Here is a 23,176-nt window from a genome sequence, read left to right as displayed (position 1 = left end):
CTGATTATAATCAATTAGAAAAACGTTTATGAAGAAACTGATCATAGCAAGCACATCTACCGTTCACAATAGTGGATATTTAGAATATATTTTACCGAGACTTACTTCGTTTTTCGAAGGAGTTAAAACGATCTTATTTATTCCATATGCTAGGCCCGGAGGAATATCATATGATGCGTATACGGCTATAGCATCAAAAGGATTCGAAACTATTGGAATACAGGTATCTGGAATTCATGAATACAACGACGCTCAAGAAGCCATAGCAAATGCAGAAGGCATTTTTACTGGTGGAGGAAATACTTTTGAATTGGTCAATCAATTGTATAAGAACAATATACTTGAATCATTAAGCAAAGCGGTGCTGACAGGAACACTATACCTTGGAACAAGTGCTGGAAGTAATATCTGTGGTGTTACTATGATGAACACGAATGATATGCCCATTGTATACCCTCCAAGTTTTACAACACTGGGTTTTATTCCATTCAATATTAATGCACACTATTTAGACCCAGATCCAACATCGAAACATATGGGAGAAACTCGAGAAACTAGGATCAAGGAGTATCATGTTTTTAATAATACGCCGGTATTAGGGCTTCGCGAAGGGAGTTGGCTTGAAGTGATGGGAGATACAATTACCTTAAAAGGAAATCTTTCAGCGCGTCTTTTTCAACCGGGAAAAGAAGCGAAAGAGCTAGATTCAGAAAGTGTAATTAATCTTTAGTAGGAAACGTAGTCAACAATCTCCAGGCCGTAACCGATCATTCCAACACGCTTGGTCTGCTGCGTGTTCGTTACCAATCTAAGTTTGCTGATATGAATATCATGCAGAATTTGCGCACCAATCCCAAAATCTTTGTTGTCCATTGAGATTTTTGGAGCTTTCAATATTCCTTTTGTCTGATTCTCTTTTAATAAACGTAACCTATTAAGTAGGTTGAGCGCTTCACTCTGCTGATTTATAAATAAAATGGCTCCCTTACCTTCTTGATTGATCAATTTGAACATTTGATCTAACTTTTTATCAGCATCATTGGTTAAGGTTCCAAGAATATCATTATTAACTTGTGTCGAATTAACTCGCGTAAGAATAGGGTCGTCAAGAGACCATTCGCCTTTGGTTAACGCAAAATGAATTTGGTTATTGGTGGTTTGTTGATAGGCGCGTAATCTGAATTCTCCAAATCGTGTTTTGATATTGAAATCTTCTCTCTTTTCGATCAAAGAATCATGCTCCATTCTATAGGCCACAAGGTCTTCTATAGAAACTATTTTAATATCGAATTTCTTCGCGACCTCTAATAGCTGTGGTAACCTTGCCATAGTACCATCTTCATTCATGATCTCAACAATCACACCTGCTGGTTGTAATCCAGCCAATCGTGCAAAATCTATGGCCGCTTCTGTATGCCCTGTTCTTCTAAGTACACCACCTTCTTTAGCTTTGAGCGGAAAGATATGACCCGGTCTAGCCAAATCAAATGGTTTCGTGTCTTCATCAATAAGTGCCTTAATGGTTTTTGCTCTATCTGAAGCAGAAATCCCCGTGGTAACTCCTTTTCCTTTAAGATCTACAGATATGGTAAAAGCCGTTTCCATAGGATCAGTATTATTACTCACCATCATTCCTAATTCTAACTCCTTACACCTTTTTTCGGTTAAGGGTGCACAAATCAGTCCACGTCCATGGGTAGCCATAAAATTAACCATTTCTGGTGTTACCATTTCTGCAGCAGCTACAAAATCTCCTTCGTTCTCTCTATTCTCATCATCTACTACAATAATGACCTTACCATCTTTAATATCTTCAATTGCTTCAGATATTGTGTGTAAATGAATCTTCTCTTCTAAAATTTGCTTTGAGCCCATATGCTATGACGCCTTTTTTGACGAAAATCGTTTAAATAGTTTCGTAATTGGTTGCAAAAATACATCAATATTAAATATTCCCATACCTTTTGATGCTCTTCTCATTAATAAAAATCCAATAGGTGCCATAATAATGGCAGAAATCCAAGAACCTAATTGGACAGTAACACTACTTTCTTCTGCCAAATTCCTCGAAAAAGTGTTGGAGAAGAAGTAAATAACATAAATACTGATCGCTAATATCATAGGTAATCCGAAACCTCCTTTTCTAATGATGGAGCCTAACGGAGCGCCAATGAAAAACAAGATAAGACAGGCAAGAGATAATGCAATCCTATTGTGATATTCTAAATCGTACAGATTTAAGAATTTTCTCTTGTTCTTTAACGCGGGTTTATTTGCTTTCAGATTATTGACAGAACGTCCTGCTTTTGAAATGGCAGTACTTAGTACGTGAATTTTTTGTTGCAAGTTGAAGTTGTCAAGTACTTCAGGAGCAAGATCTGGCCTCTGAATAGTGTCAATCTCACCTAATTTGGCTCCCTCAACATTTTCGTAAATATTCTTGGCACGAATCCGCATAAATTCGTCAAAACCTATTTTCATATTAGGCAGCGTATCTTTTAATTGTTTTAGAGTAAGCATATTATAACTTCTCTTTAAACTCTCAATTTCTAGATCTCCCTCGGTTAGTGAAGATATATCTATGTTAATGGTGTACTCATCAAAAATAGCACTCGATGCAGGCATTTTATCCACAACTCCGTACTTGGTTTTTTTATTTACGTGATTCTCGTAATACTTTCCGTTATACAATACCATGGTCATATATTTACTTCCATCTTCGGAAATAATTTTTCCATTTTCAGCAGTAATAACCTTTTGATTCCCCTTTCTTGACGTGAGGTCATAGATCATTACATTTTTTAGAAGATCTTCATTTTCGCCATATTTTTCATCAAATTTTATCTGATAGTCTGGAATATCTGAATTAAAACTTCCCGGTATTAAGGCTAGAGCAGGCTTCTTCTTTCTAATATTAATGAGCAAATTCTTTTGCTTTAAAACGGCATAGGGAAATATATTATTATAAAGAATGAAATTTAATGCACTTAAAGAGAATGTTAGAATGATGAGAGGTCTTATAAGCCTCATTAATGATATAGAAGCCGACTTTGCCGCAGCAAACTCATAACGCTCTGCTAAGTTCCCCATTACCATGATAGAGGAGAGGAGAACAGCAATAGGTAATGCTTGAGGTGATACAATTAAGCAAGTATAGTATAAGAATTTTAAGATGAAGTAGATACTGATTCCTTTTCCCGCAATATCATCAAAGGCGAGCCATAGGGCTTGCATTACTAAGACAAAAAGTATAATGAAAAAGGTAGCAAAAAAAGGAACTAAAAAGGACTTTACTAAATACTTGTCTAAAATTTTCATTCTAAAATAAAACTAATCAATAATGTAATCTAATTCTAAATACTTCTCTTTATCAAAAACAAACATCTTTTTAGACAATTCTTGATTACTCTTAAAAGCATTTATTTTAAACGTCGTTTTTGATCCATTTGCACCGATTTGAATCAGTTTATAAATGTGATTGGTCTTATTATCAATCCCTAATTGTACTTCTTTTATTTCTGAAGCACTATCAATAGGTATTAATTTTACATATTGAATTTTCCGACCTTTCTCTGTGGCTAAAGTACCCCAAGAAAAATTGTAACCTTCTTTATAAAATGTTAATAATTTAGATGGGTAAATGAATCCATCACCTTCATCCATATCTCCATCATTTGTAGTAACCTCTTTATCTTCCGTATTGATCACATATAATTTTTTACCATCAAAGATGAACTTGTTACCTAAATAATCTAAATTGTATTTTTCTTTTTGAAGCGTAATCTTTCCTAGAATTGGAGGTTCATCATTTTCGCTGATACCTGCTTCTTCATTTACAAGATTAGAGCTAAATTCTATATACATATTGTCATAGCTCCCCATTTTTTCCGATACTGCATCTAGTAAATCTTTTGCTTTTTGATCATCTTGTGAAAACCCAACAAAACATACTAACAATGCTATTCCCATTAAGACGTTCTTCATGCTATCCATTTTTCTCATTTTCTAATAATTGTTCTAGAGCAACAAAATCTGGAACTAATACTTGTCTTGCTTTACTTCCTTCAAAAGGACCGACAACACCAGCTGCCTCTAATTGGTCTATTAATCTACCTGCTCTGTTATACCCTAATTTTAATTTTCGTTGCAATAAAGATGCTGATCCTTGCTGCGCTGTAACAATAATTTCAGCTGCCTCTTTAAACAGTTTATCTCTATCTGCAATGTCAATATCAAGATTTGTGCCACCCTCTTCACCAACATATTCTGGCAGTTGATATGCCTCAGGATATGCTCTTTGAGATCCAATAAAATCTGTGATTTTTTCTACTTCAGGAGTATCTACAAACGCGCATTGAATTCTGGTTATATCATTACCACCAGAGTATAGCATATCACCACGACCTATAAGTTGATCTGCTCCTGGAGCATCTAATATAGTTCTGGAATCGATTTTTGAAGTTACTCTAAAAGCAATTCGAGAAGGGAAGTTTGCTTTAATAATACCTGTAATGACATTAACAGAAGGACGCTGTGTTGCTACAATTAAATGTATTCCGATGGCCCTTGCTAATTGTGCAAGTCGTGCTATTGGAGTTTCTACCTCTTTACCAGCTGTCATAATTAAATCGGCAAATTCATCTATAACCAACACGATATAGGGAAGGAATCGATGTCCATTCTCTGGGTTTAATTTTCTAGCTTTAAATTTTACGTTATACTCTTTGATGTTTCTTACCATGGCAGTTTTCAACAAGTCATAACGTGTATCCATCTCAATACACAAAGAGTTCAAGGTATTTACAACTTTGGTTGTATCTGTGATAATAGCATCTTCGGTATCCGGTAATTTTGCCAAATAATGACGTTCTATCTTATTAAATAGTGTCAATTCCACTTTTTTCGGGTCAACCAGCACGAATTTCACTTCTGCAGGATGTTTTCTATATAATAGAGAAGTCAGCACTGCGTTTAACCCAACGGACTTCCCTTGACCAGTGGCTCCAGCCATTAGTAGGTGCGGCATCTTAGCAAGATCTACAATAAAGGTTTCATTAGAAATGGTTTTTCCTAAGGCTATAGGTAATTCCATTGTTGATTCTTGAAACTTCTTGGATGAGATTACAGAATGCATGGATACGATTGTTGCCTTTTTGTTTGGCACTTCAATACCAATAGTTCCCTTTCCAGGGATAGGAGCAATGATTCGTATTCCTAATGCTGCTAATGATAAAGCGATATCGTCTTCAAGGTTTTTAATTTTTGAAATCCTGATACCTGCATCTGGAACAATTTCATATAAGGTAATGGTAGGTCCAACAGTAGCTTTTATTTGAGCAATCCCAATTTTATAGTTCTTAAGCGTATCAACAATTTTATTTTTGTTTAACTCAAGTTCTTCAGGATCGACAGAAATACTCTCGTTATATTGCTTTAAGAGGTTAAACGTTGGAAATTTATAATTCCCCAATTCTAATTTTGGATCAAATTCACCAAAATCTTTCACTAATTTATCTGATAAGTTTTCAGAAACATGTTTCTCCTCAGCTACTTCCTCAACATCAATTTCAACTTCTAATTCGGGTTCACTTTTTGGTTTAGGCTCTTCCACAACCTCTTCTATAACTTCCGTACCGTCTACCTCAGAATGGTTTTGAATCGTAGGTTGCAAGTTTTCTACAGATAGCTCAAAATCTGATTTCTTTTCAGAAGGTTCTTCTTTTTCTTCTATTTTAGAGTCGTCAAATTCAACGGTAATCGTTTCTTCTTCATGCGATAAGTTTTCTTCCGATAACACTTCTTCCGTTACAGTGCTTTCTTTTTTACGAGCTCTTATCTTATTAATAATAGCTTCAGGCGTTACCTTGAAGCGAATGACTACATAGGCAATAAAAAAGAAAATAAGAATAATAGCTAAGCCCGGAGTACCGGTAAAAGTTTCTAAATAGTCGTTTAGCTCATAGCCAATAACACCAGATAAAACAGTATACTTTTTCGTTACGAAACCAAATGCCAAAGAAATCCAGAGCATACTGACCAATCCCCAATTCCATGAGATTACAACTTTCGAAAGCTTGGTCCTAAACATCCAGAACAATCCAGAAATAAATAGGAGGTAAGGCATTAAAAATGCACCTACTCCAAAGCCTTCATAAATGGCATAATGACTTAGGGTTGCACCTATTTTTCCCAACCAGTTTTTACTCCTAATGTTTCTGTCTGTAAACTGACTAATGATACTATGATCATCTTGCCAGGTAAAAAAGAAGGAAACAAAGGCGACAAACAGAAAAATGGAAAATAGAATAAAGAAGACACCGATAATAGTTTGTGTCTGTCTACTCTTAAAAAACGCACCAATGGTGCGAAATGCAGTATTCTTTTTTTTAGTAGAAGCTTTGGTTTTCTTAGCCATTAACAAATAAATTACAGATAGTAAATATAGGTATTTACTTAGAAAAGTAGTGCAATCTTTGGCAGGTAAATAAAACCAGCCACAATTAATGAAATAACGGCAGCAAAACTAGCAGCTCCAGCAGAAATATCTTTAATGAAACCAATTTTCTTGTGGTAATCTGGATGCACAAAGTCGGAGACTTTTTCGATGGCGGTATTTAACGATTCTGCAACTAATACTAATCCTATAACGACAATCTGAAACATCCATTCTACAGCCGAAATCTCAAAATAGAATCCAGCACCTGTAACTAAAGTAGCTACAAACAATTGTACTTTAATACTATCTTCTGTTTTCATTAATAAAAACATGCCACGCAGTGCAAAACGAATGCTACGAAGACGTCCCTTTATAAAGCCATCCTTTGGGTTTTTCATTTACTGCAAAGCTTTTAAGGCATTTTCGTAATTAGGTTCGTCTACAATTTCTGGTACTTGCTCTGAATAGAGTATTGTTCCATTTTCGTCCAAAACAATCACAACTCTAGAGTGCAAGTTTGCTAAAGGACCATTGCTAATCTCTAATTCATAATCTTGGCCAAAACTTCCATTGGCGAAATCTGATAGCATTTCAACATTATCTATCCCTTCAGCACCACAAAAACGTGCTTGTGCAAACGGAAGATCTCTAGAAACACAAACCACTTTTGTATTCTCTAAACTTGCTGCTGATTTGTTGAAAACTCTAACAGACGTTGCACAAGTTCCTGTATCAATACTAGGGAAAATGTTCAACACCAATTTAGAGCCTTTATAATCTGATAAATTTTTTTTTGATAGATCGGGTGCCACCATAGAAAAGTCAGGAGCAGTAGTACCAACGGCTGGTATATTTCCTAAAGTTTGTATAGCATTTCCTTTTAAAGTAATGTTAGCCATAATGTGATTTTTGTATTCTCAAAAGTACATTTTTTTGGCGAATAATAATTACTACAATTTGTTAATTATTATGAATATCTTCGCATGATTATTACCTCGGATTGAAATTGAGATTAGCTAGATACACATCAGAATTTAAGTACAATTGGAAGTTGGCAGCACCCGTAATGTTGGGAATGTTGGGGCACACTTTTGTCAGTTTTGTTGATAATATTATGGTAGGTCAATTAGGAACAGCAGAGCTAGCAGCTGTTTCGTTAGGAAACAGTTTTATGTTCATTGCCATGTCTTTAGGTATTGGTTTTTCAACGGCTATAACTCCACTGATTGCGGAAGCCGACTCTTCTAATAATTTTGATCAGGCAAAATCAACATTCAAGCATGGACTGTTTTTATGCACAGTATTGGGAGTTTCATTGTTTCTGATGGTGTTTTTTGCCAAACCATTGATGCATTTAATGAATCAACCCGATGAAGTAGTGCAGTTGGCAATACCTTATTTAGATCTGGTTGCCTTTTCGCTGATTCCGTTAATTGTTTTTCAGGCACTAAAACAGTTTAGTGATGGTATGTCCATTACCAAATATCCAATGTATGCTACTATTATAGCTAATTTGGTCAATGTTGGTTTGAATTATGTATTGATTTTCGGTCATTTTGGTTTCCCAGAATTAGGTATTGTAGGGGCAGCCTATGGAACCTTAGCTTCACGTATAATTATGGTGGGCTATCTATGGTGGTTATTGGCTAAAAGAGAACGAACTAGAAAATTGGTAACCAATATCAAAATATTTGTGCTAGATACATTAATGTTGAAAAAAATTCTAGGACTTGGGATGCCAAGTGCCATGCAAATGTTTTTTGAAGTGGCCATTTTTACAGCGGCTATTTGGCTTAGTGGTTTGTTAGGAAAGAATCCGCAAGCAGCGAACCAAATTGCATTGAACCTTTCGTCTATGACCTTTATGGTAGCTATGGGATTGAGCGTTGCAGCAATGGTGCGTGTTGGAAATCAGAAAGGGTTGATGAAGTTTCGAGAATTGCGCAGAATCGCTGTTTCCATATTTTTATTGGGTACATTATTAGCAACATTTTTTGGAACAATATTCTTTTTATTTCATAAGCAGCTACCAACAATCTATGTAGATATGAACGATACCATAAATTACGCTGATAATATGGAGGTAATTAGTATAGCAGCGAAGTTATTATTTGCCGCAGCTATTTTCCAGATCAGTGATAGCATTCAAGTTATTGTTCTAGGCGCATTAAGGGGATTACAAGATGTAAAGATTCCGACACTAATTACCTTTGTTGCCTATTGGGCAGTAGGGTTTCCTATTAGTTATTTTTTAGGAAAAGAGGATATGTATGGAAGTTTTGGAATTTGGCTTGGTTTATTAGCTGGATTGACTACCGCTGCAATCTTATTGTATATTCGATTTAATTATCTAACTTTAAAACTCATCAGAACAAAAGAACATGAACTTACCTAAATATTTGTTAGCAGATAACAGTAATCACCCGGAAGATATTTTTATATTACATACTGAATTCCCACGTTTTTTAATAAACCTAAAAGATGACGAAATAGAATGGTTTGAGGACCTTTCTGGCGAACGGGAGGATGATATTGCTAGCGAAGTTTCAAATCTCATTGAAGAAGCCAGTCAGTTCTACGATGGAGAAATGGCTAAATATGAATAGTACTTTATAATGCAATACTACTCATTAAATAAAAACCGTTTAGGATTGGTTTCTGCCATCAACCAGAACTCATCATCATCGATATAGCCTCTTACATCCATTCCAAATCTTCGTTCGCTATAATCTTTTTGTAACATATAGAAATCGGATCCGAATAATACACGCTCTTTTGCTTTTGGTGTTTTTAAAACATTGCGAAGCACTGGGTAAAGACGGGCATCATAGACGGTAAAAGAAATATCGGCATATACATTGTCATATGTGAGCATCATTTTCCGAATGATAGAATACCAGTTGCGATCTTTTTTAAAGTTTTCGTCCGAAACATCTAAATACTTATCCCATTCTTCATTTCCTCCAAAATGTGCCAAATTTATTTTCAGCTTGGGGAACTTCTTTAGTATGTACTCATAGTTTTTAGGATGATTTAGATATTTTGCAAAATCATAACTACTTCTAGAATCTTTCGTATCATAAAATTCAGAAAACCGCTCTTTGGCTTTGTTCACCATTTCTTTAGTAGGTTTGTATCTGAAGTGGTTTTTGTTTTTCGGAATACAATGTGTTGTAATGGGAATGTGATTAGCTTCCGCATAAGCGTACACCTCATCTAATCGATAATCATCAGGGAAAAAACCTAGTGCAGGATACAACTTGATCCCAGTAAACTTTTCTTCTTCAATATACTTTTTTACCAATTCTAAAATACCATCCCTTCTTGGATCTACACATATAAAAGGTAAAAAAACATCAAAATTCTTATTTTCATAATAACGTTTAAGATCGGCAACGTCCTCTAATTGCTGTAAAAAATTGTACTGAGCTTTACCAGCATTCATATAATCGAAATCTACCGTCAGCGGACAGAACTTTGTATTCTCTGGATAGTACCCTCGTAATTCATTGAAAATATCCTTTTGATCTTTTTTAAAAGCACTATATACAAAACCAGCAATACGAGGCGCTAATTTTTTTACAAGGCGCATTAATAAGTTGGCAACCCATTTCTTTTTTACTAGGGTAGTAGGAAAGTACCAACCAATAAACTTTTTAGGTAAGTACTTAATAGTAAATATATGACAATGGATATTGTGAATTTTATATTCTAGATTGGGTTGCTCATTTGTAGACATAGGGCACGGATTTAGACTCAAAAGGTAGCAATACCTTTAGGTTAAATCATGTACTTTTCCGCAATCTGAAATGTAGATTTCTGTTATTTAATAGTTCGTGCAAATATGCGTTCTAACCATATATCTGGTCATGGGTTTAAGTGGTATGCCATTTATGGGATGTTTACCGGGAGCTGTAAAAACATCTAAGTCATTTTTTCCTCGTTTCCAGTACCAGGTAATAGATTCTCCTTTTTCATTGAAATATCGTACATCACAATCAAGAGTCGTTATTTTTTTAAATGAACTAAACTTGATTTTATCATATGGTTCTATATCATTATTTAAATATCTTGTAATGTCAAACTTAACCTCAGTATAATGATCTTCTTGCCAGAGCATCCAGCGTTCGCTATTCTTAGATAAAATATTGTTCAATATAAAAGTGCCAACAGTAAGCACAATTACTGTATTTATGATGATGATTACCTTTTTATTTATAGTGGTTTTACCAATAGGCCTGAAAGGAGGCGAAACTCCACGACTATCATAATTCTTGTTTTTATTATAATCTTCGCTATTTTTAGATGCATTACTTTTTGCTTCTTTTTCCTCAGAATGTGTTATGATAATTACAGGAGGTTTATCTTCATCTTTCTTCTTTTTTTGTTCAATATTATAATTGATTAAAAACTCTTCATAGTCCTTATAATTTAAATATCTACTTAAACTATTTACTATTGTAATCTGACTAATATTAATATCTTCATTAGTAATTTCTTTTTCTCTCGCTTCATTATAATAGTCTCGAAGGCTTCGTTCACCAATATTATAATCAATTTCTGAAGCGATGTCTTTAGCTAACTTTCTTGTTGAAGGTTGATTATCTCCAATTTTTCTTCTTTCTTTTCTGGCTTTTTTATAAGCCAATAGGATTAAATGTTTATGCATTTTCTTGGTTTTAGTATCACTTTTTCAAGAAGGAAATTTTTTGGAAAAAAATTGGAAAACCGCTTTCAACTAAGTTTCCAAAATCATTCCATTTCATTTCCTACATCTCAATGACTTTCATCATTTCTTTGCTTCAGAATTGTTCTAGATAGCATTTAAAAACATATAAGCATCACGAGCATTCTACTTCAGGAATCTGTTTGCAGATCCGGTTAAGATCCGGGAAATGCTTTACAGATGTGTAATCGGATTCCTCATTTCCCATAGAAGAGATCCTCTTCGAAATTTTCAGGTGTTCCCTGATAGAAAATTTTATTCGAGAAAATCTCGAACAGGGACTACCTATTCTAAAATTATATAAAATGAAGAAAATTTTTCTGAAAGTCTTTACGGCTTTCCTCATTATGGGAATGATGGCATCATGTACACAAAATGATGACCTAGACGAATTACTAATTGAAACAGAAACACAAGGATGCTGTGGAGAAGGACCTATTGATCCACCACCACCTCCGCCACCAACAGGAGAGGGAGGTTAATTCTCGTTTAAGAATTAGTTAGTACTTTAGAGGGATGAAATTGAAAAAAACGTCCCTCTTTTTTTGTACTTTACTTTTTTGGCAGTATAGTATATTTTCACAACAGAAAATAGATAGCCTCCATTACTATGTTGATTTAGTCAAAACATCTAAAGACTTACCCAACTTAACAAAAGCTTTTCTATATATAGAAAATGATAAGGAAAAAAATCTTATAAACAATAAGTCAAGAGCAGTTTACGATTTGATCTATTTAAGTAGAATAGAACAGTTTTTAGGAGTTTATTATGCAAGCGAAGCATCTGCAATAGAAGGTTTAATATTACTTGATAGTCTTCCTTCTCAAGGTTATAATCTTTTATTAAAAGCACCGTTGTTAAACCATTTAGGAATCCTTAAACGAACATTGAAGCAGTACGAAGAATCACTCGATTATTATTCCCAAACTTTAGAATTGGTAACAAATAAAAAAGATAGTGCTACTGCATATAATAATGTAGGTGTTGCATATAATTATTTAAAAGAGTACGAAAAATCAATTATAGAACTCAAGAGGTCGTATGGACTAAGTTTAGAAACTAATGATAGTGTTTTAATTAGCAGGAGTTTAGATAACTTGGGATATGCTAGAGCAATGTTAGGTCAGGTTTCAGGCGTATCGGACATGAAAACAGCTCTTAGGATACGAGAAAAAATTAACGACAGTGATTTATATAATAGTTACGCTCATCTTATCGAATATTACAAAAGCCAGGGAGAAACAAAAAATGCTTTATTGTATGCTAAAGAAGGATATAATATAGCAAAGAAACTTAAAAATTTACCATACAAAGAAGGTGTTTTAAACTACTTAATAGATTTAGGAGATACCAGTTACCTAAAAGAGTACGCCGAGGTATTGAAAGAGAAGAATAAGCTGAGTCAATTTAACAAAACTCTATATACATCTGCTAGATATAATTTTAAAAGGGAACAGAAAAGAAGGTTAATTGCTGAAAGTAATATGTCGGAAGAAAAGTCAAAGAAAATATTATACCAAGTTATCGGAGGAGCGGTAGTATTAATTTCTATCTTATTATTTTTTGCGTTGCGAGCGAGACATAAAAAAGAAAAACTAAAAACTCAATTCAATACAGAACGACACATCTCTAAAAAACTACATGATGAAGTGGCTAATGATATCTTTTCTATGATGTCCCAATTGCAGAATGATCCAACAACCAAAAAAGAACTGATTGATAGTTTAGAAGAAGTTTATTTAAAGACTAGAGATATTTCGAAAGCCAACGCAGCATTGGATGTCTCTAAGAATTTTGATATACTCTTAAAGGATTTGATTGCTACATATAAAACAACCGATGTAAAAATATTTACAAGAAACATTTCGGAAATGCCCTGGGATACTATTGCTGACTTAAAAAAAGAGACGTTGTATCGGGTTATTCAGGAGTTAATGACCAATATGAAAAAACATAGCAGAGCAAATTTAGTGACACTTCAGTTTGACGTTAGAAAGAATGTTGTTTTAGTTACCTATGTGGATAATGGAGTTGGTTGCGAATTGAACTATGGAAACGGATTGCGAAATACGGAAAACCGTATGGAACTTGCCGGAGGGACTATTACTTTTGAGTCGGAAGTCAATAAAGGTTTTCAAGCAAAAATAATTGTGTAATATGTTTAGAAAAGTATTGATTGTCGATGATCATGCTATGATCAATGACGGTGTTTCCAGTAACCTTTCCAAAATAGGAATCACCGATGTACATACAGCTTTGTACTGTGATGATGCCTATTTAAAAATAAAAAGAGCAGCTCTCGATCACATACCTTTTGATTTGGTCATCACAGACCTAGAATTTAAAAAAGACCACAGAGAATGTGCTATTGCTTCGGGGGAGGCTTTGGTAAAAAAATTAAAGACGGATTATCCAAACCTTTCTATTATTGTCTATTCTCAAGAAGATCATTTTCAGAAAGTACGATCCTTAATGAATGATTGTAGCGCTGATGGGTATGTATGGAAGGGTAGAGAAGGAAACAAAGAGTTGTTGAAGGCCTTAAAAATTGTATTTGAGGGAGCAACCTTTTTATCACAGAAGGTAGCACGTGCTTTACAGCAAAAAGAAGATCATGAAATAACAGATTACGATATAGCACTAGTAAAACTACTTTCTTCTGGAATGTCTCAGACACAGATTAGTCATCATTTTAAATCTCAGAGTATATCGCCTAGTAGTGTGAGTTCTGTTGAAAAAAGACTAAACCGTTTAAAAGATGAATTTTTAGCTAATAACGCAACCCACTTGGTGTCTATCTTTAAGGATCAAAAGCTAATTTAACTTTATTTTACTTTTTCTAGTACAATATGGCTTTCCGTAAGGAAAGCTTTTTTATTGGGATTAGTTTTGAGGTAATATTAATTATAAAACTTAAAATTATGGCAACAATTACATTAGAAGGGTGTTCTGGTAAATCATATGAGTTTATCATTCATGCGAAAGGAACAAATTTTAACTCTGTCGGCGGAGTTTATTACATTACCAAAATAAAAAATAACAAGCATACCCGAATATACTTGGGGATTACTAATGATCTATCTACAAGATTTGATAATCATCATAAAGAAGATTGTTTTGAAGAAAATGGAGCTACTCATATAGCCATTCATAAATCTTCATCAGAAAGCGAAAGAGAAAAAATTGAAAAAGATATTCTTTGCAAATACAATTTTCCTTGTAATGAACAAAACAATTAATAAGCTTTGAATTAAAATAAAAGTTATGATTAAATTAATTTGCGAAGCAATCTTTCAGAAAAAAGTAATTCAATTTTATTATGATGGGGAATTGAGAATTGTAGAACCTCATTGTTATGGAATCACTACAGCAGGAAATCAAGGGCTAAGAGCTTACCAAATTGATGGCTATAGTAGCTCAGGAAATTATGGATGGAAAATGTATGACTTAGGAAAAGCAGTAAATATTGAAATGTTGACAAATCACTTCTTTAATATAAGAGATGGATATAAACGAAGTGATAAAGGAATGTCTCGTATTTATTGTGAAATTTAAAATAACAAATATGAAATACAAAGTAGTCCCTTTTTATAGAGCAAAAGAGGTATCAAAAGAATTACAAAGCATTATAAATACTAATGCCGTTGATGGTTTTAAATATGTAAATCATCAATACTCAGATAAGCTAAAACCTGGAAATATTGGTTGTTTTGGAATTGGAGCGAAACCAGATACAATAATTCATGTAGGTTTCGTCATTTTTCAAAAAGAAAGCTAAATGAAAGTTTTTCTGTTAATATCAATTAGAGTTTATTGGTTGCTCATTCCTAAAGTTAAGCGGCGAAGATGCCTTTTTAAAAAATCATGTTCTCAGTATGTTTATGATATTACGAAAAGAGAAGGACTATTGTTAGGAATGAAAGCTTTAAGATTTAGAATTAAAAATTGCAATTCTAAATACAATATAATTGATGTTGGAAAAGAAAAAATTTTGATAACTAAAACCCACAAAATATTTAAGGAAAAAGATATATCACCTTTTCTTTTAGAATAGAAAGTAATTCTTTGGGAATCCATAGGGTTTCATTATAGGAGAAAGATAGTTTATTGTACTAATTATAAAATAAATATTATGGCAAAAAGTGTACCAGTAAAACCGCACAGAAGATCGAAACCTTCTCCGACTCCAAGACCAAATCCTAATAAACCAAAGCCAGGGCCTAAAACAGTTCCAGTAAAACCACATAGAAGGAAGCCTCCAAAATGATTAAAATATCATGATACTAAAAACAAAACCTTACGGATATCCGTAAGGTTTTGTTTTTAAATGGTGTTAGGTTTGAGTAAATAATTTAAAACCAATAGACTATGGGCTTTATATATACTGTTCCGCAAAATCACGTTTTACTTATCAAAAGATTTGGAAAGCATGCTCGGGTGCAACGAGAAGGATTACGCCTTAAAATTCCTTTCATTGAAGGTTTTAAATATGTAGAAGGTTGGAATAGAGTTGCAAATAAGGAGCGTTGCTATATTGAAATGTCAGAACAACAAACTGATACTCCTCCAAGACAATGCCAAACGCAGGATAATGTTACTATAGATGCAAATGCGTCGGTTTATTGGAGAATCATAAACCCAGTAAAAGCAGTTTATGATGTGGACATCTTACCAAAATCCATTGCAGATGTTGCGTTAAATGCACTAAGAACAAATATTGGAAAACTTCGATTGAATCAAGTTTTATCTGAAAGACAAAACATTAATGAAAGAATTGCATTAGATCTTGCCGAAGTTGCTTTGAAATGGGGAGTTGAATTTACTCGTGTAGAGATTCAAGAAATTACCTATTCAGATGAAACTGCCGAAGCAATGATGCAGGAGATGGCCGCTGAACGCAAGAAAATTGCTTTGATAGCTGAAGCTGAAGGTACAGCACAAGCAGAAGTAACTAAAGCAAATGCCAGAGCAGAGGCAATGATGATTAAAGCTAAAGGGCATGCAGAATCATTGAAAATTATAGCAGAAGGAGAGAAAATATATCTAGCTCAATTGATCGAAAAGGTTACTATAGAATCTGCAACTCAGATTATTCTTGCTCAAAAATATATAGATGGGATGAAAACAATCTCCGATACCCCAAGTGCTAAGGTCTTTTTGCCTTCAGATTTCAAAGGAACTTATGATTTAGGATAATTTTAAATAACAGCCTGAAATGAAAAAAACAATCAGCATTACACAAAAATCCATTTCGATCATTTGCGCTTTAATCCTTTTTGTAGCAGTATTTAATTGGCCTATAGAATATTATACACTTCTTAGATTTATTGTTTTTACAGGGGCTGTTTTAACAATGGTGTTTAATTATAAACTCGTTTTTGTACTGGTTACTTTTTGTTTTATAGCAATACTTTTCAACCCAATATTTCCAATGTATCTGTATATAAAATCATATTGGATACCTCTCGATATACTTGTAGGAATTATGTTTTTGTTGATTGGCTTTTTTGAGATAAATACCCAGCGAGAAAATGAGGAAACAATACAAACAAATAAAGGAAAATCATTTAAAAGAGATAAAATATACTAACCTATGGAACAATCTTTAGAAAAAGGAAACATTGAAGTTTCCACAGAATTGAAAAGTCATTTTTTGAGATTATATCAAATTGCATTATCCGACGAGAATTTTAGTCATTTGGAAATGCAGTTGTTATACCAGTTTGCTGCTGAAAGAGGAGTAGATAACAATGAATTGGATAGAATTTTAACTTCGCATACTGGGGAAATACATATTCCAGAAAAGTTAGAAGATCGAATGGTCTATTTGTATGATTTTGCTCAGATGGCCTGGGCAGACCATGTTATTACAGAAGATGAAAGAACGACCTTAAAAAAGTATGTAAAGAAATTTGAATTCCTCGATGAGAATGTTGAGGCTTTAACAACCTATTTGCTAGAATCTGCTCAACAAGAAAAATCACGTGAAGATATTTTAAAGGAACTTCAAGAATAACATTATGACTACACTACTTAAAAAATTAACAAAGCTAAAGCCATCCAATGATTTAAATGGAGCACAAATAGATTCGAAAGAATCTCTTGATAAAGATGAAAAATCATTATCACCCTTTAGAGAGGGGTATGGGATGTCCAAAAAATGTGCAGGAAATCCACAAAACTTAAAGGCATCTCTAGAGAAAACGTATGAAGCCTTTGAAAAGAAATGCAAAGAAGATGTTGCTGAACAGCATAAATTGAAACATGGTTATGTAACTGAACAAAAAGGAAAAAAGACAACCTTGTTAAATGCTGAAGAAAAACTGAAGAATCTAAACCATAAAGCTGAAGAAACTAAAAAAGAAATAGAAGAATTAAATAAAGATTGTAGGAAAGTTCTTACAGAGCCTGAATTATACTTGCCAAATGTAGATAAAAAAGCAAGTGTGAAATTTTGGATTGGGCTGTTCTTTTTAATGCCTTTAGCGGCTTATATTTTTATTTTTTATATCTCCACTTCGTTCTCTGCTTTTTTTAGAGAGTTTGATCCTGGAATAAGCTTATTCCATGGAATATTTGACCCTCAAGCTTTATCTAAAGCATATGAAGCTGGAGGCTTAGAATTGGGGTTTGTTCTTTTTATTCCTTTTGTGTTTTTTGGTTTGGGATATTTGATCCATATGTTTCAAGAAAATAAAGGGTTAAAAAGTGGTTTAAAAATTGGCGTTTTATTTCTTATTACATTTCTATTTGATGCAATTTTAGCCTACCTGATAGATGAGAAATTATATAATCTGACAAAAACTTATGATAGTGAAGTGTTCAATATTAGTATTGCTTTTCAAAGTATTAGTTTTTGGTTAATCATTTTTGCAGGGTTCGTTTCATATATAGTTTGGGGACTAGTATTTGACTTTGTGATGAAAGAATATGCTGATAGAGATAAAATAAAAGCTTTTATCAAAGAGAGAAAAGAAGAGATAGAAGAGAAAAAACAAAAATTACTAAACTTTAAGGAATTGATTAGTTTTCAAAAAGAAATGATATCAACGATCAAAGTAAGAATAAGCGAACTTCAGAATATCATTGATGGTTTTATTCTCCCAGTGATGAACTATAAAGCCTTATCAACTGAGCTGTTAGAGGGCTGGCAAGGCTATATTTCAGCAGAATTACCTTTAGGAAGAGAAGAGAAGGAAAACCTTTTAACCGATTGTAGAAAAGTATATGACAAACATATACAAGATTTGGATATCGACACAGATACCTATCAAAATAAAGTATATACTAAAAAATTGTAGTTATGAATCCGTTAAAAAATATATTCACCCTTACCTTTTTAAGCCTGTTCATAATGGGTTGCGAAAGTGAAAAGAAAGAAGTGAAAGAATTAGAGAAAGTGACTACTAAAATTCCTACTGATTGCCCTAAGTTTATTTTAAAAAACAAGAAAAACAATCTAAATATTAGCGTGCTTTTAGATCTTTCTGATCGTATTGAGAAAAAAAATACAGTTCAAAAAGACTCCGCATACCTATCAAGTTTGGCAAAAGTATTCGTAAATCATGTAAAAGGAAAAAAATTAATTCTGTTAGAAGATAGAATGCAGCTTTTCTTTAATCCTGTACCGAATGATACTAAAATTAACCAAATAGCAGAAAAGTTAAAGGTTCAATTTACTAAAGATACACATAAAGAAGATTTAGATAGAACAATTTCTTTGTATTCAGAATATCCTTCTCAATTGTATGATTTAGCGCAAAAAGATGCACAATTAGATAAGAAATATCCAGGCTCAGATATATGGGGATTCTTCAAATATCATGTAAACGATTATTGTATAGATGCTTGTCACAGAAATATTTTGGTGATTTTAACAGACGGTTTCATGTATCATGAAAACACGATAATGAAAAAAGAAAATCGAACTTCATATATCACATCGAAGAGTTTAAAGAAGATAAAATTAGACCGTGTAGATTGGAAAGAGGAGATACGGAAAAGAAAGTTAGGATTTCTGTCAGTTGAAAAGGAGTTTAAAGATCTTGAAGTCTTGGTAATTGGAATTTCCGATTATGATAAAAGTACTCCTTATGCTAGAGATATTTTAGAAGTGTACTGGAGTGATTGGTTTGAATCAATGAACATAAAAAACTATAAAATTAAAAGCGCCGATATTCCTTCAAGCATTGAAAAAGTCATTTTTGATTTTATTAAAAACAAATAATTATGAAAATCAGATCTATCATTACTACTTTTCTGGTGTTATTCTACAATATTAGTTTTTCACAAGAACCTATAAATGTCGCTAATCTAAACGTAAGCCTTTCTTTTCAAGAAACCAAAGATTACTTTTTTACTTTTGACAAAGGTGATGAGATCGTTTTCAATTTTGTAATGAAAAAAGGAAAACATATTAGGTCAGTTGAGATCGCTTCTTCTTCTAATGTAAAATTAACTGAGTTTAAAGCAAAAGAAATTACCAATAGAAAAATTCAAGTGCTAAAAAAAGAAATATATAGATTCCGATTTTTTAGTTCTTCACTAACTACTAGAGTAGCTAATGTTCAAATTCAAAGAATTCCTTCCAAAAATGGAAGCCCAAGTTTTAATACTGGTTGGAAGTGGTATACAGTAAGAGATACTATTTATGTTCCATACCAAAAGGATAGTCTAATTGGATATCAAATGATTCCATATCAAGAAACTATCAAAGAAATTGTAAACACAAAAAAAGAAGAAATATTACTATTTCAAAAATCACAAAGAGTGCATTCTTATTACAATCGTAATAAGAGTAGGACATATTTACGTGTTGATTTACCTAGGTTAGAAATAACTGATTTAAAAAAAGAAAAAATTCTCGCATGGGCATATTGGATAGGAGTTGGAGAAGAAGGTAAAGCTGCATATGACAAGAACGTTCGAAATTTTTCAAAGTTCATTGGAAAGGCAGCCAATGCTTATTTCCAAACTCCTTTAGCAGGGTTAGCATTAGGTTTCATTACAGAATTGTTCATTCCAAATAATGGGCATGATGTAGCTTATTATTTTATGGATGAGTTTCGAAATGTGCAATCTTTTTTAGACGGTAATCAGTTTTCCTTTTTTGATTCTGGAAAGGGGAGAGCTGCTTTTGGAAGAAACGACTCCAGATTATGGAGTACATTTTATATTGGTCTTTCCAATGATAATCTAACCAAAGGAATAGATGTTGAAGTTAAGGTTATCGCCATCAAAGAAACACAAACTTTCAAATACAACACATATAACAAAGAAAAGAAAGAGGCTCAATACATGAAATTAAACAAAACAAGAATGCAGGTAAAAGAAAAAAAATACAGAGTGCCTGTTGAATAAAAAAACAAAAATTATGAAAACACTAAAAATTATTTTCTTGATCATAGCTATTGGTTTTAGCAGTAGCTTAACTGCCCAAACCAAAGTCTACAGAACAGCAAAAGGAGAGCGATATCACAAAAAAGAATGTAAGATCATTGTCAAAAGAGAAGCTATTGAATTAACAATCAAAAAGGCAAAATTAAGAGGGTATCAGGCTTGTAAAGTTTGCAAACCTGTAGAGAAAACAAAAGGAAAGACCTCTAAAAAACGAGCAATTCAAAAGAAGAAGTCCAACAAAGTAAAACTAAAAAAAAGCACTTCTAAAAAAGTAACAGCATCTAGATGCACCGCAACTACTAAAAAAGGTACTCGATGTAAAAGAAGAACCAAGAATTCTAGCGGTAGGTGTTGGCAGCATTAAAGACTTCTCGACTGCGCTCGAAGTGACATGGGGGATTACTTGCCTTTCTCTACAAACTCTAGCTTACTCACATCCGCTTCAGTGGTAAAGAGTCCGTAGTTTATAAAGGCTTTTTTCTTTTCAATCTTTTCTATGGTACCCACAGCATTACCATCCAATAGACGAACACGATCATTAACTTTAAAAACATACGCCGCCTTTTCTTTGGCGATCCTTTTTGCTACTTTTTTCTTTTCCTTGCGTACCTCAACTACTTTTTGAAGGACTTCTTTTTCCACTTTTTGAATCGCTACTTTTTTCTTCTCTTCTTGTTCTTTAACAACTTTTTTTTGAGCCTTGGTCTTGGGCTTCGGATTCTTTTTTAAATACTTGGTCTTTTCTGCAGTGACCCATTTATTAAAATCGGTAGTAAGCTCTTTCTTATTATTGGTTTGAAAATATTTGTTAAGTAATTCATTAATCTTTCTACCTAAAGATAACATGCGCTGGTTGCTATCATACAACTCCTGAAATCCCATTAATTTCTCCTGGATCTTTTGCTCTTTCTCTTGCAGGTTTTCAATGTGTTCTTGCCCCCTGGATTTCTGTTTTTCTAAACCTTCAGAAGTACGTTGCAATTTATTTCGTTCTTTCTGTAGTTTCGAGATTGTTTTATCTAAACGAATCTTTTCGCTTTCAACTCTTTTTTTAGCTTGGTTGATCAAACTAAAAGGAATACCATTCTTCTGGGCTACTTCAAAGGTAAAGGAACTTCCGGCCTGACCAACATCTAGTTTATATAACGGTTCCAGCGTTCTTTCATTGAATTGCATATTTGCATTCACAACGTTTTCAAGTTCATCTGCAAGCACCTTCAAGTTGGCATAATGCGTGGTAATGATTCCAAAAGCTTTTTTGGTATAAAACTCTTCTAAAAAAATCTCCGCGAGGGCACCTCCAAGTTCAGGATCTGATCCTGTACCGAACTCATCGATAAGAAATAACGTGTTCTTCGTACATTTCCGTAAAAAGTAGCGCATGTTCTTTAAACGATAACTATAGGTACTTAGCTGATTCTCTATGGATTGATTATCTCCAATGTCTGTTAATATATTATCGAAAATAAAGGTTTCACTACGTTCATCAACGGGAATAAGTAAACCACTTTGTAACATGAGTTGCAACAATCCTACTGTTTTTAGCGTAATACTTTTTCCACCTGCATTCGGACCAGAGATTACAATGATTTGTTGTTGTTCATTAAGTTCTAATGTCTGAGGAACAGTGGTAATGTCTTGTTGTTTATTCTTCACCCAAAGAATAGGATGATAAGCATTTTTAAAATAGATCCTCTTTTTATCAGAAATAGCTGGAAGCAATGCCTGTATGGAATGTGCGTATTTAGCTTTTGATGCAACGACATCTAGATGTGTTAGTAAGAATACATATTCTTTTAGCAGCTCTTTGTAAGGACGTAGTTCATTGGATAGGCTTTTAAGGATACGAATGATCTCCTGCTTTTCTTCATATTCAAGGTTCTGTAACTCTCTGCTAAAATTTAAAGTTGACTGTGGAGCTATGTAGACAATATTTCCCGATTTTGAGGACCCTAGTAAGCTACCTTTTACTTTCCTCCGATACATTGCCTGAACTGCCAATACCCGCTGGTTGTCTACGATGGTCTCTTTGATATCTGCTAAGTATCCTGAAGCAATAGCACTACTTAGTGCCTTACTAAAACTTGCACCTATTTTACCTCTAACACCACCGATATCCTTTCGAATTTGCTTTAACACCGACGATGCATTATTGGCTACTTCGCCATATGGAGTAATAATCTTTTTAACTGAATCAACAATGATATATGTGAACTCGACAGATTCGCTTAAGTCGAATAAAGTAGAGTAGTAGACCTTGAATTTTTTAAGAAATTTCTTTTGCTCATTTACCGTTTCGGATATCGTTGCCAGCTTCAAGTAATTTTTAGGTTCTAAAAAACTATTTTCTATCCCTAGTTTATGAATTTCTGTTTCGATGTTTTCAAAGTAATGATTCGGAATGCGATTTTCGTTCTCAAAAGAAGCTAAATATTCATTGACCAATGCAAGTTCTCTTAACAAAACAGTTTTGCTTGAAATAGGAGTGATACTATTTATGGCTATTTTCCCTAAATCAGAAATAGCAAAATCTGCAACCTGTTGGAGAACGGTCGTAAACTCTAAATCTAGTAGTACTTTTTCTGAGATCTTTTGCTTCAAATCTTTATCTTTG

27 protein-coding genes are annotated in these 23,176 nt (G+C 33.5%); 18 read left to right on the top strand and 9 right to left on the bottom strand.

The window, feature by feature from the left end; genetic code table 11:
• The first annotated feature begins 28 nt into the window (after window positions 1–28).
• The gene (gene pepE / locus RQM59_RS06635) at window positions 29–730 is read left to right on the top strand and encodes a dipeptidase PepE (protein WP_349241300.1); all 702 of its coding nucleotides are present in this window, start codon (window positions 29–31) and stop codon (window positions 728–730) included.
• Here pepE and ribB read toward each other — a convergent pair.
• The 6 genes from ribB to tpx are packed head-to-tail and all read right to left on the bottom strand — an operon-like array spanning window position 727 to window position 7,335.
• Window positions 727–1,875: a 3,4-dihydroxy-2-butanone-4-phosphate synthase gene (gene ribB / locus RQM59_RS06630; protein WP_349241299.1), complete on the bottom strand. Its 1,149-nt coding sequence runs from the start codon at window positions 1,873–1,875 to the stop codon at window positions 727–729. The genes pepE and ribB overlap by 4 nt on opposite strands.
• A 3-nt stretch (window positions 1,876–1,878) precedes the next feature.
• A complete protein-coding gene (locus tag RQM59_RS06625; protein WP_349241298.1) occupies window positions 1,879–3,318 on the bottom strand; it encodes an LptF/LptG family permease in 1,440 nt (479 codons plus the stop codon).
• A gap of 12 nt (window positions 3,319–3,330) precedes the next feature.
• Window positions 3,331–3,984, bottom strand: coding sequence for an outer membrane lipoprotein periplasmic chaperone LolA1 (gene lolA1 / locus RQM59_RS06620; protein WP_349241297.1), 654 nt, complete (start codon window positions 3,982–3,984; stop codon window positions 3,331–3,333).
• Window position 3,985: 1 nt separating this feature from the next.
• Entirely contained in the window at window positions 3,986–6,415 is a 2,430-nt protein-coding gene (locus tag RQM59_RS06615; RefSeq protein WP_349241296.1) for an FtsK/SpoIIIE family DNA translocase, read from the bottom strand.
• 38 nt (window positions 6,416–6,453) lie between these two features.
• Window positions 6,454–6,834 (bottom strand): diacylglycerol kinase family protein, encoded by a 381-nt coding sequence (locus tag RQM59_RS06610; protein WP_349241295.1) that lies wholly within the window; start codon window positions 6,832–6,834, stop codon window positions 6,454–6,456.
• Window positions 6,835–7,335: a thiol peroxidase gene (gene tpx, locus RQM59_RS06605; RefSeq protein WP_349241294.1), complete on the bottom strand. Its 501-nt coding sequence runs from the start codon at window positions 7,333–7,335 to the stop codon at window positions 6,835–6,837.
• A gap of 107 nt (window positions 7,336–7,442) precedes the next feature.
• On the opposite strand from tpx, the gene RQM59_RS06600 reads away from it, so the two are divergent.
• Both RQM59_RS06600 and RQM59_RS06595 read left to right on the top strand, forming a co-directional pair.
• A complete protein-coding gene (locus RQM59_RS06600; protein WP_349241464.1) occupies window positions 7,443–8,831 on the top strand; it encodes an MATE family efflux transporter in 1,389 nt (462 codons plus the stop codon).
• Window positions 8,818–9,042, top strand: a complete 225-nt coding sequence (locus tag RQM59_RS06595) for a DUF8828 family protein (RefSeq protein ID WP_349241293.1) — start codon at window positions 8,818–8,820, stop codon at window positions 9,040–9,042. The genes RQM59_RS06600 and RQM59_RS06595 overlap by 14 nt, the downstream gene beginning before the upstream one ends.
• A 17-nt stretch (window positions 9,043–9,059) precedes the next feature.
• Here RQM59_RS06595 and RQM59_RS06590 read toward each other — a convergent pair whose 3' ends face one another.
• The gene (locus RQM59_RS06590) at window positions 9,060–10,175 is read right to left on the bottom strand and encodes an amidohydrolase family protein (protein ID WP_349241292.1); all 1,116 of its coding nucleotides are present in this window, start codon (window positions 10,173–10,175) and stop codon (window positions 9,060–9,062) included.
• Window positions 10,176–10,262: 87 nt separating this feature from the next.
• A complete protein-coding gene (locus tag RQM59_RS06585) occupies window positions 10,263–11,105 on the bottom strand; it encodes a hypothetical protein (RefSeq protein ID WP_349241291.1) in 843 nt (280 codons plus the stop codon).
• A 362-nt stretch (window positions 11,106–11,467) separates the two neighbouring features.
• On the opposite strand from RQM59_RS06585, the gene RQM59_RS06580 reads away from it, so the two are divergent.
• The 15 genes from RQM59_RS06580 (at window position 11,468) to RQM59_RS06515 (ending at window position 20,926) form a co-directional block, all read left to right on the top strand.
• Window positions 11,468–11,644 carry a hypothetical protein gene (locus tag RQM59_RS06580; RefSeq protein ID WP_349241290.1) on the top strand — a complete coding sequence of 59 codons (177 nt, stop codon included), beginning with the start codon at window positions 11,468–11,470 and terminating at the stop codon, window positions 11,642–11,644.
• A 34-nt stretch (window positions 11,645–11,678) separates the two neighbouring features.
• On the top strand, window positions 11,679–13,319 hold the full coding sequence (locus RQM59_RS06575) for a tetratricopeptide repeat-containing sensor histidine kinase (RefSeq protein WP_349241289.1): 1,641 nt from the start codon (window positions 11,679–11,681) through the stop codon (window positions 13,317–13,319).
• 1 nt (window position 13,320) lies between these two features.
• Window positions 13,321–13,986 (top strand): response regulator, encoded by a 666-nt coding sequence (locus tag RQM59_RS06570; RefSeq protein ID WP_349241288.1) that lies wholly within the window; start codon window positions 13,321–13,323, stop codon window positions 13,984–13,986.
• 98 nt (window positions 13,987–14,084) lie between these two features.
• Complete coding sequence (locus RQM59_RS06565) at window positions 14,085–14,402, top strand: GIY-YIG nuclease family protein (RefSeq protein ID WP_349241287.1); 318 nt, start codon at window positions 14,085–14,087, stop codon at window positions 14,400–14,402.
• Between the two features lie 25 nt (window positions 14,403–14,427).
• A complete protein-coding gene (locus RQM59_RS06560) occupies window positions 14,428–14,718 on the top strand; it encodes a WYL domain-containing protein (RefSeq protein WP_349241286.1) in 291 nt (96 codons plus the stop codon).
• A 10-nt stretch (window positions 14,719–14,728) separates the two neighbouring features.
• Window positions 14,729–14,941 carry a hypothetical protein gene (locus RQM59_RS06555; RefSeq protein ID WP_349241285.1) on the top strand — a complete coding sequence of 71 codons (213 nt, stop codon included), beginning with the start codon at window positions 14,729–14,731 and terminating at the stop codon, window positions 14,939–14,941.
• Window positions 14,942–15,217, top strand: a complete 276-nt coding sequence (gene yidD / locus RQM59_RS14425) for a membrane protein insertion efficiency factor YidD (protein WP_432208133.1) — start codon at window positions 14,942–14,944, stop codon at window positions 15,215–15,217.
• Window positions 15,218–15,295: 78 nt separating this feature from the next.
• Window positions 15,296–15,430 (top strand): hypothetical protein, encoded by a 135-nt coding sequence (locus RQM59_RS06550; RefSeq protein ID WP_349241284.1) that lies wholly within the window; start codon window positions 15,296–15,298, stop codon window positions 15,428–15,430.
• Window positions 15,431–15,531: 101 nt separating this feature from the next.
• The gene (locus tag RQM59_RS06545; RefSeq protein WP_349241283.1) at window positions 15,532–16,359 is read left to right on the top strand and encodes an SPFH domain-containing protein; all 828 of its coding nucleotides are present in this window, start codon (window positions 15,532–15,534) and stop codon (window positions 16,357–16,359) included.
• Window positions 16,360–16,378: 19 nt separating this feature from the next.
• Window positions 16,379–16,753 carry a DUF6804 family protein gene (locus RQM59_RS06540; protein WP_349241282.1) on the top strand — a complete coding sequence of 125 codons (375 nt, stop codon included), beginning with the start codon at window positions 16,379–16,381 and terminating at the stop codon, window positions 16,751–16,753.
• 3 nt (window positions 16,754–16,756) lie between these two features.
• Window positions 16,757–17,179: a hypothetical protein gene (locus RQM59_RS06535; protein ID WP_349241281.1), complete on the top strand. Its 423-nt coding sequence runs from the start codon at window positions 16,757–16,759 to the stop codon at window positions 17,177–17,179.
• 4 nt (window positions 17,180–17,183) lie between these two features.
• A complete protein-coding gene (locus RQM59_RS06530) occupies window positions 17,184–18,464 on the top strand; it encodes a hypothetical protein (protein ID WP_349241280.1) in 1,281 nt (426 codons plus the stop codon).
• Between the two features lie 2 nt (window positions 18,465–18,466).
• Window positions 18,467–19,390, top strand: coding sequence for a hypothetical protein (locus tag RQM59_RS06525; RefSeq protein ID WP_349241279.1), 924 nt, complete (start codon window positions 18,467–18,469; stop codon window positions 19,388–19,390).
• 2 nt (window positions 19,391–19,392) lie between these two features.
• Window positions 19,393–20,523, top strand: a complete 1,131-nt coding sequence (locus RQM59_RS06520; protein ID WP_349241278.1) for a hypothetical protein — start codon at window positions 19,393–19,395, stop codon at window positions 20,521–20,523.
• Window positions 20,524–20,536: 13 nt separating this feature from the next.
• A complete protein-coding gene (locus tag RQM59_RS06515; protein WP_349241277.1) occupies window positions 20,537–20,926 on the top strand; it encodes a hypothetical protein in 390 nt (129 codons plus the stop codon).
• 35 nt (window positions 20,927–20,961) lie between these two features.
• On the opposite strand, the gene RQM59_RS06510 is transcribed toward RQM59_RS06515, so the two are convergent.
• Window positions 20,962–23,163 carry an endonuclease MutS2 gene (locus tag RQM59_RS06510; RefSeq protein WP_349241276.1) on the bottom strand — a complete coding sequence of 734 codons (2,202 nt, stop codon included), beginning with the start codon at window positions 23,161–23,163 and terminating at the stop codon, window positions 20,962–20,964.
• Window positions 23,164–23,176 lie beyond the last annotated feature (13 nt).

The organism is Asprobacillus argus (assembly GCF_032248395.1).
Taxonomy (GTDB): Bacteria; Bacteroidota; Bacteroidia; order Flavobacteriales; family Flavobacteriaceae; genus Polaribacter; species Polaribacter argus.
This window is presented reverse-complemented; position numbering and strand designations above follow the sequence as displayed.

What these genes read in the sequence shown, in the direction of transcription:
- pepE (WP_349241300.1), top strand. Translation starts at nt 29, where the DNA reads ATGAAGAAACTGATCATAGCAAGCACATCTACCGTTCACAATAGTGGA.
- ribB (WP_349241299.1), bottom strand. Translation starts at nt 1,875, where the DNA reads ATGGGCTCAAAGCAAATTTTAGAAGAGAAGATTCATTTACACACAATA.
- RQM59_RS06625 (WP_349241298.1), bottom strand. Translation starts at nt 3,318, where the DNA reads ATGAAAATTTTAGACAAGTATTTAGTAAAGTCCTTTTTAGTTCCTTTT.
- lolA1 (WP_349241297.1), bottom strand. Translation starts at nt 3,984, where the DNA reads ATGAAGAACGTCTTAATGGGAATAGCATTGTTAGTATGTTTTGTTGGG.
- RQM59_RS06615 (WP_349241296.1), bottom strand. Translation starts at nt 6,415, where the DNA reads ATGGCTAAGAAAACCAAAGCTTCTACTAAAAAAAAGAATACTGCATTT.
- RQM59_RS06610 (WP_349241295.1), bottom strand. Translation starts at nt 6,834, where the DNA reads ATGAAAAACCCAAAGGATGGCTTTATAAAGGGACGTCTTCGTAGCATT.
- tpx (WP_349241294.1), bottom strand. Translation starts at nt 7,335, where the DNA reads ATGGCTAACATTACTTTAAAAGGAAATGCTATACAAACTTTAGGAAAT.
- RQM59_RS06595 (WP_349241293.1), top strand. Translation starts at nt 8,818, where the DNA reads ATGAACTTACCTAAATATTTGTTAGCAGATAACAGTAATCACCCGGAA.
- RQM59_RS06590 (WP_349241292.1), bottom strand. Translation starts at nt 10,175, where the DNA reads ATGTCTACAAATGAGCAACCCAATCTAGAATATAAAATTCACAATATC.
- RQM59_RS06585 (WP_349241291.1), bottom strand. Translation starts at nt 11,105, where the DNA reads ATGCATAAACATTTAATCCTATTGGCTTATAAAAAAGCCAGAAAAGAA.
- RQM59_RS06580 (WP_349241290.1), top strand. Translation starts at nt 11,468, where the DNA reads ATGAAGAAAATTTTTCTGAAAGTCTTTACGGCTTTCCTCATTATGGGA.
- RQM59_RS06575 (WP_349241289.1), top strand. Translation starts at nt 11,679, where the DNA reads ATGAAATTGAAAAAAACGTCCCTCTTTTTTTGTACTTTACTTTTTTGG.
- RQM59_RS06570 (WP_349241288.1), top strand. Translation starts at nt 13,321, where the DNA reads ATGTTTAGAAAAGTATTGATTGTCGATGATCATGCTATGATCAATGAC.
- RQM59_RS06565 (WP_349241287.1), top strand. Translation starts at nt 14,085, where the DNA reads ATGGCAACAATTACATTAGAAGGGTGTTCTGGTAAATCATATGAGTTT.
- RQM59_RS06560 (WP_349241286.1), top strand. Translation starts at nt 14,428, where the DNA reads ATGATTAAATTAATTTGCGAAGCAATCTTTCAGAAAAAAGTAATTCAA.
- RQM59_RS06555 (WP_349241285.1), top strand. Translation starts at nt 14,729, where the DNA reads ATGAAATACAAAGTAGTCCCTTTTTATAGAGCAAAAGAGGTATCAAAA.
- yidD (WP_432208133.1), top strand. Translation starts at nt 14,942, where the DNA reads ATGAAAGTTTTTCTGTTAATATCAATTAGAGTTTATTGGTTGCTCATT.
- RQM59_RS06550 (WP_349241284.1), top strand. Translation starts at nt 15,296, where the DNA reads ATGGCAAAAAGTGTACCAGTAAAACCGCACAGAAGATCGAAACCTTCT.
- RQM59_RS06545 (WP_349241283.1), top strand. Translation starts at nt 15,532, where the DNA reads ATGGGCTTTATATATACTGTTCCGCAAAATCACGTTTTACTTATCAAA.
- RQM59_RS06540 (WP_349241282.1), top strand. Translation starts at nt 16,379, where the DNA reads ATGAAAAAAACAATCAGCATTACACAAAAATCCATTTCGATCATTTGC.
- RQM59_RS06535 (WP_349241281.1), top strand. Translation starts at nt 16,757, where the DNA reads ATGGAACAATCTTTAGAAAAAGGAAACATTGAAGTTTCCACAGAATTG.
- RQM59_RS06530 (WP_349241280.1), top strand. Translation starts at nt 17,184, where the DNA reads ATGACTACACTACTTAAAAAATTAACAAAGCTAAAGCCATCCAATGAT.
- RQM59_RS06525 (WP_349241279.1), top strand. Translation starts at nt 18,467, where the DNA reads ATGAATCCGTTAAAAAATATATTCACCCTTACCTTTTTAAGCCTGTTC.
- RQM59_RS06520 (WP_349241278.1), top strand. Translation starts at nt 19,393, where the DNA reads ATGAAAATCAGATCTATCATTACTACTTTTCTGGTGTTATTCTACAAT.
- RQM59_RS06515 (WP_349241277.1), top strand. Translation starts at nt 20,537, where the DNA reads ATGAAAACACTAAAAATTATTTTCTTGATCATAGCTATTGGTTTTAGC.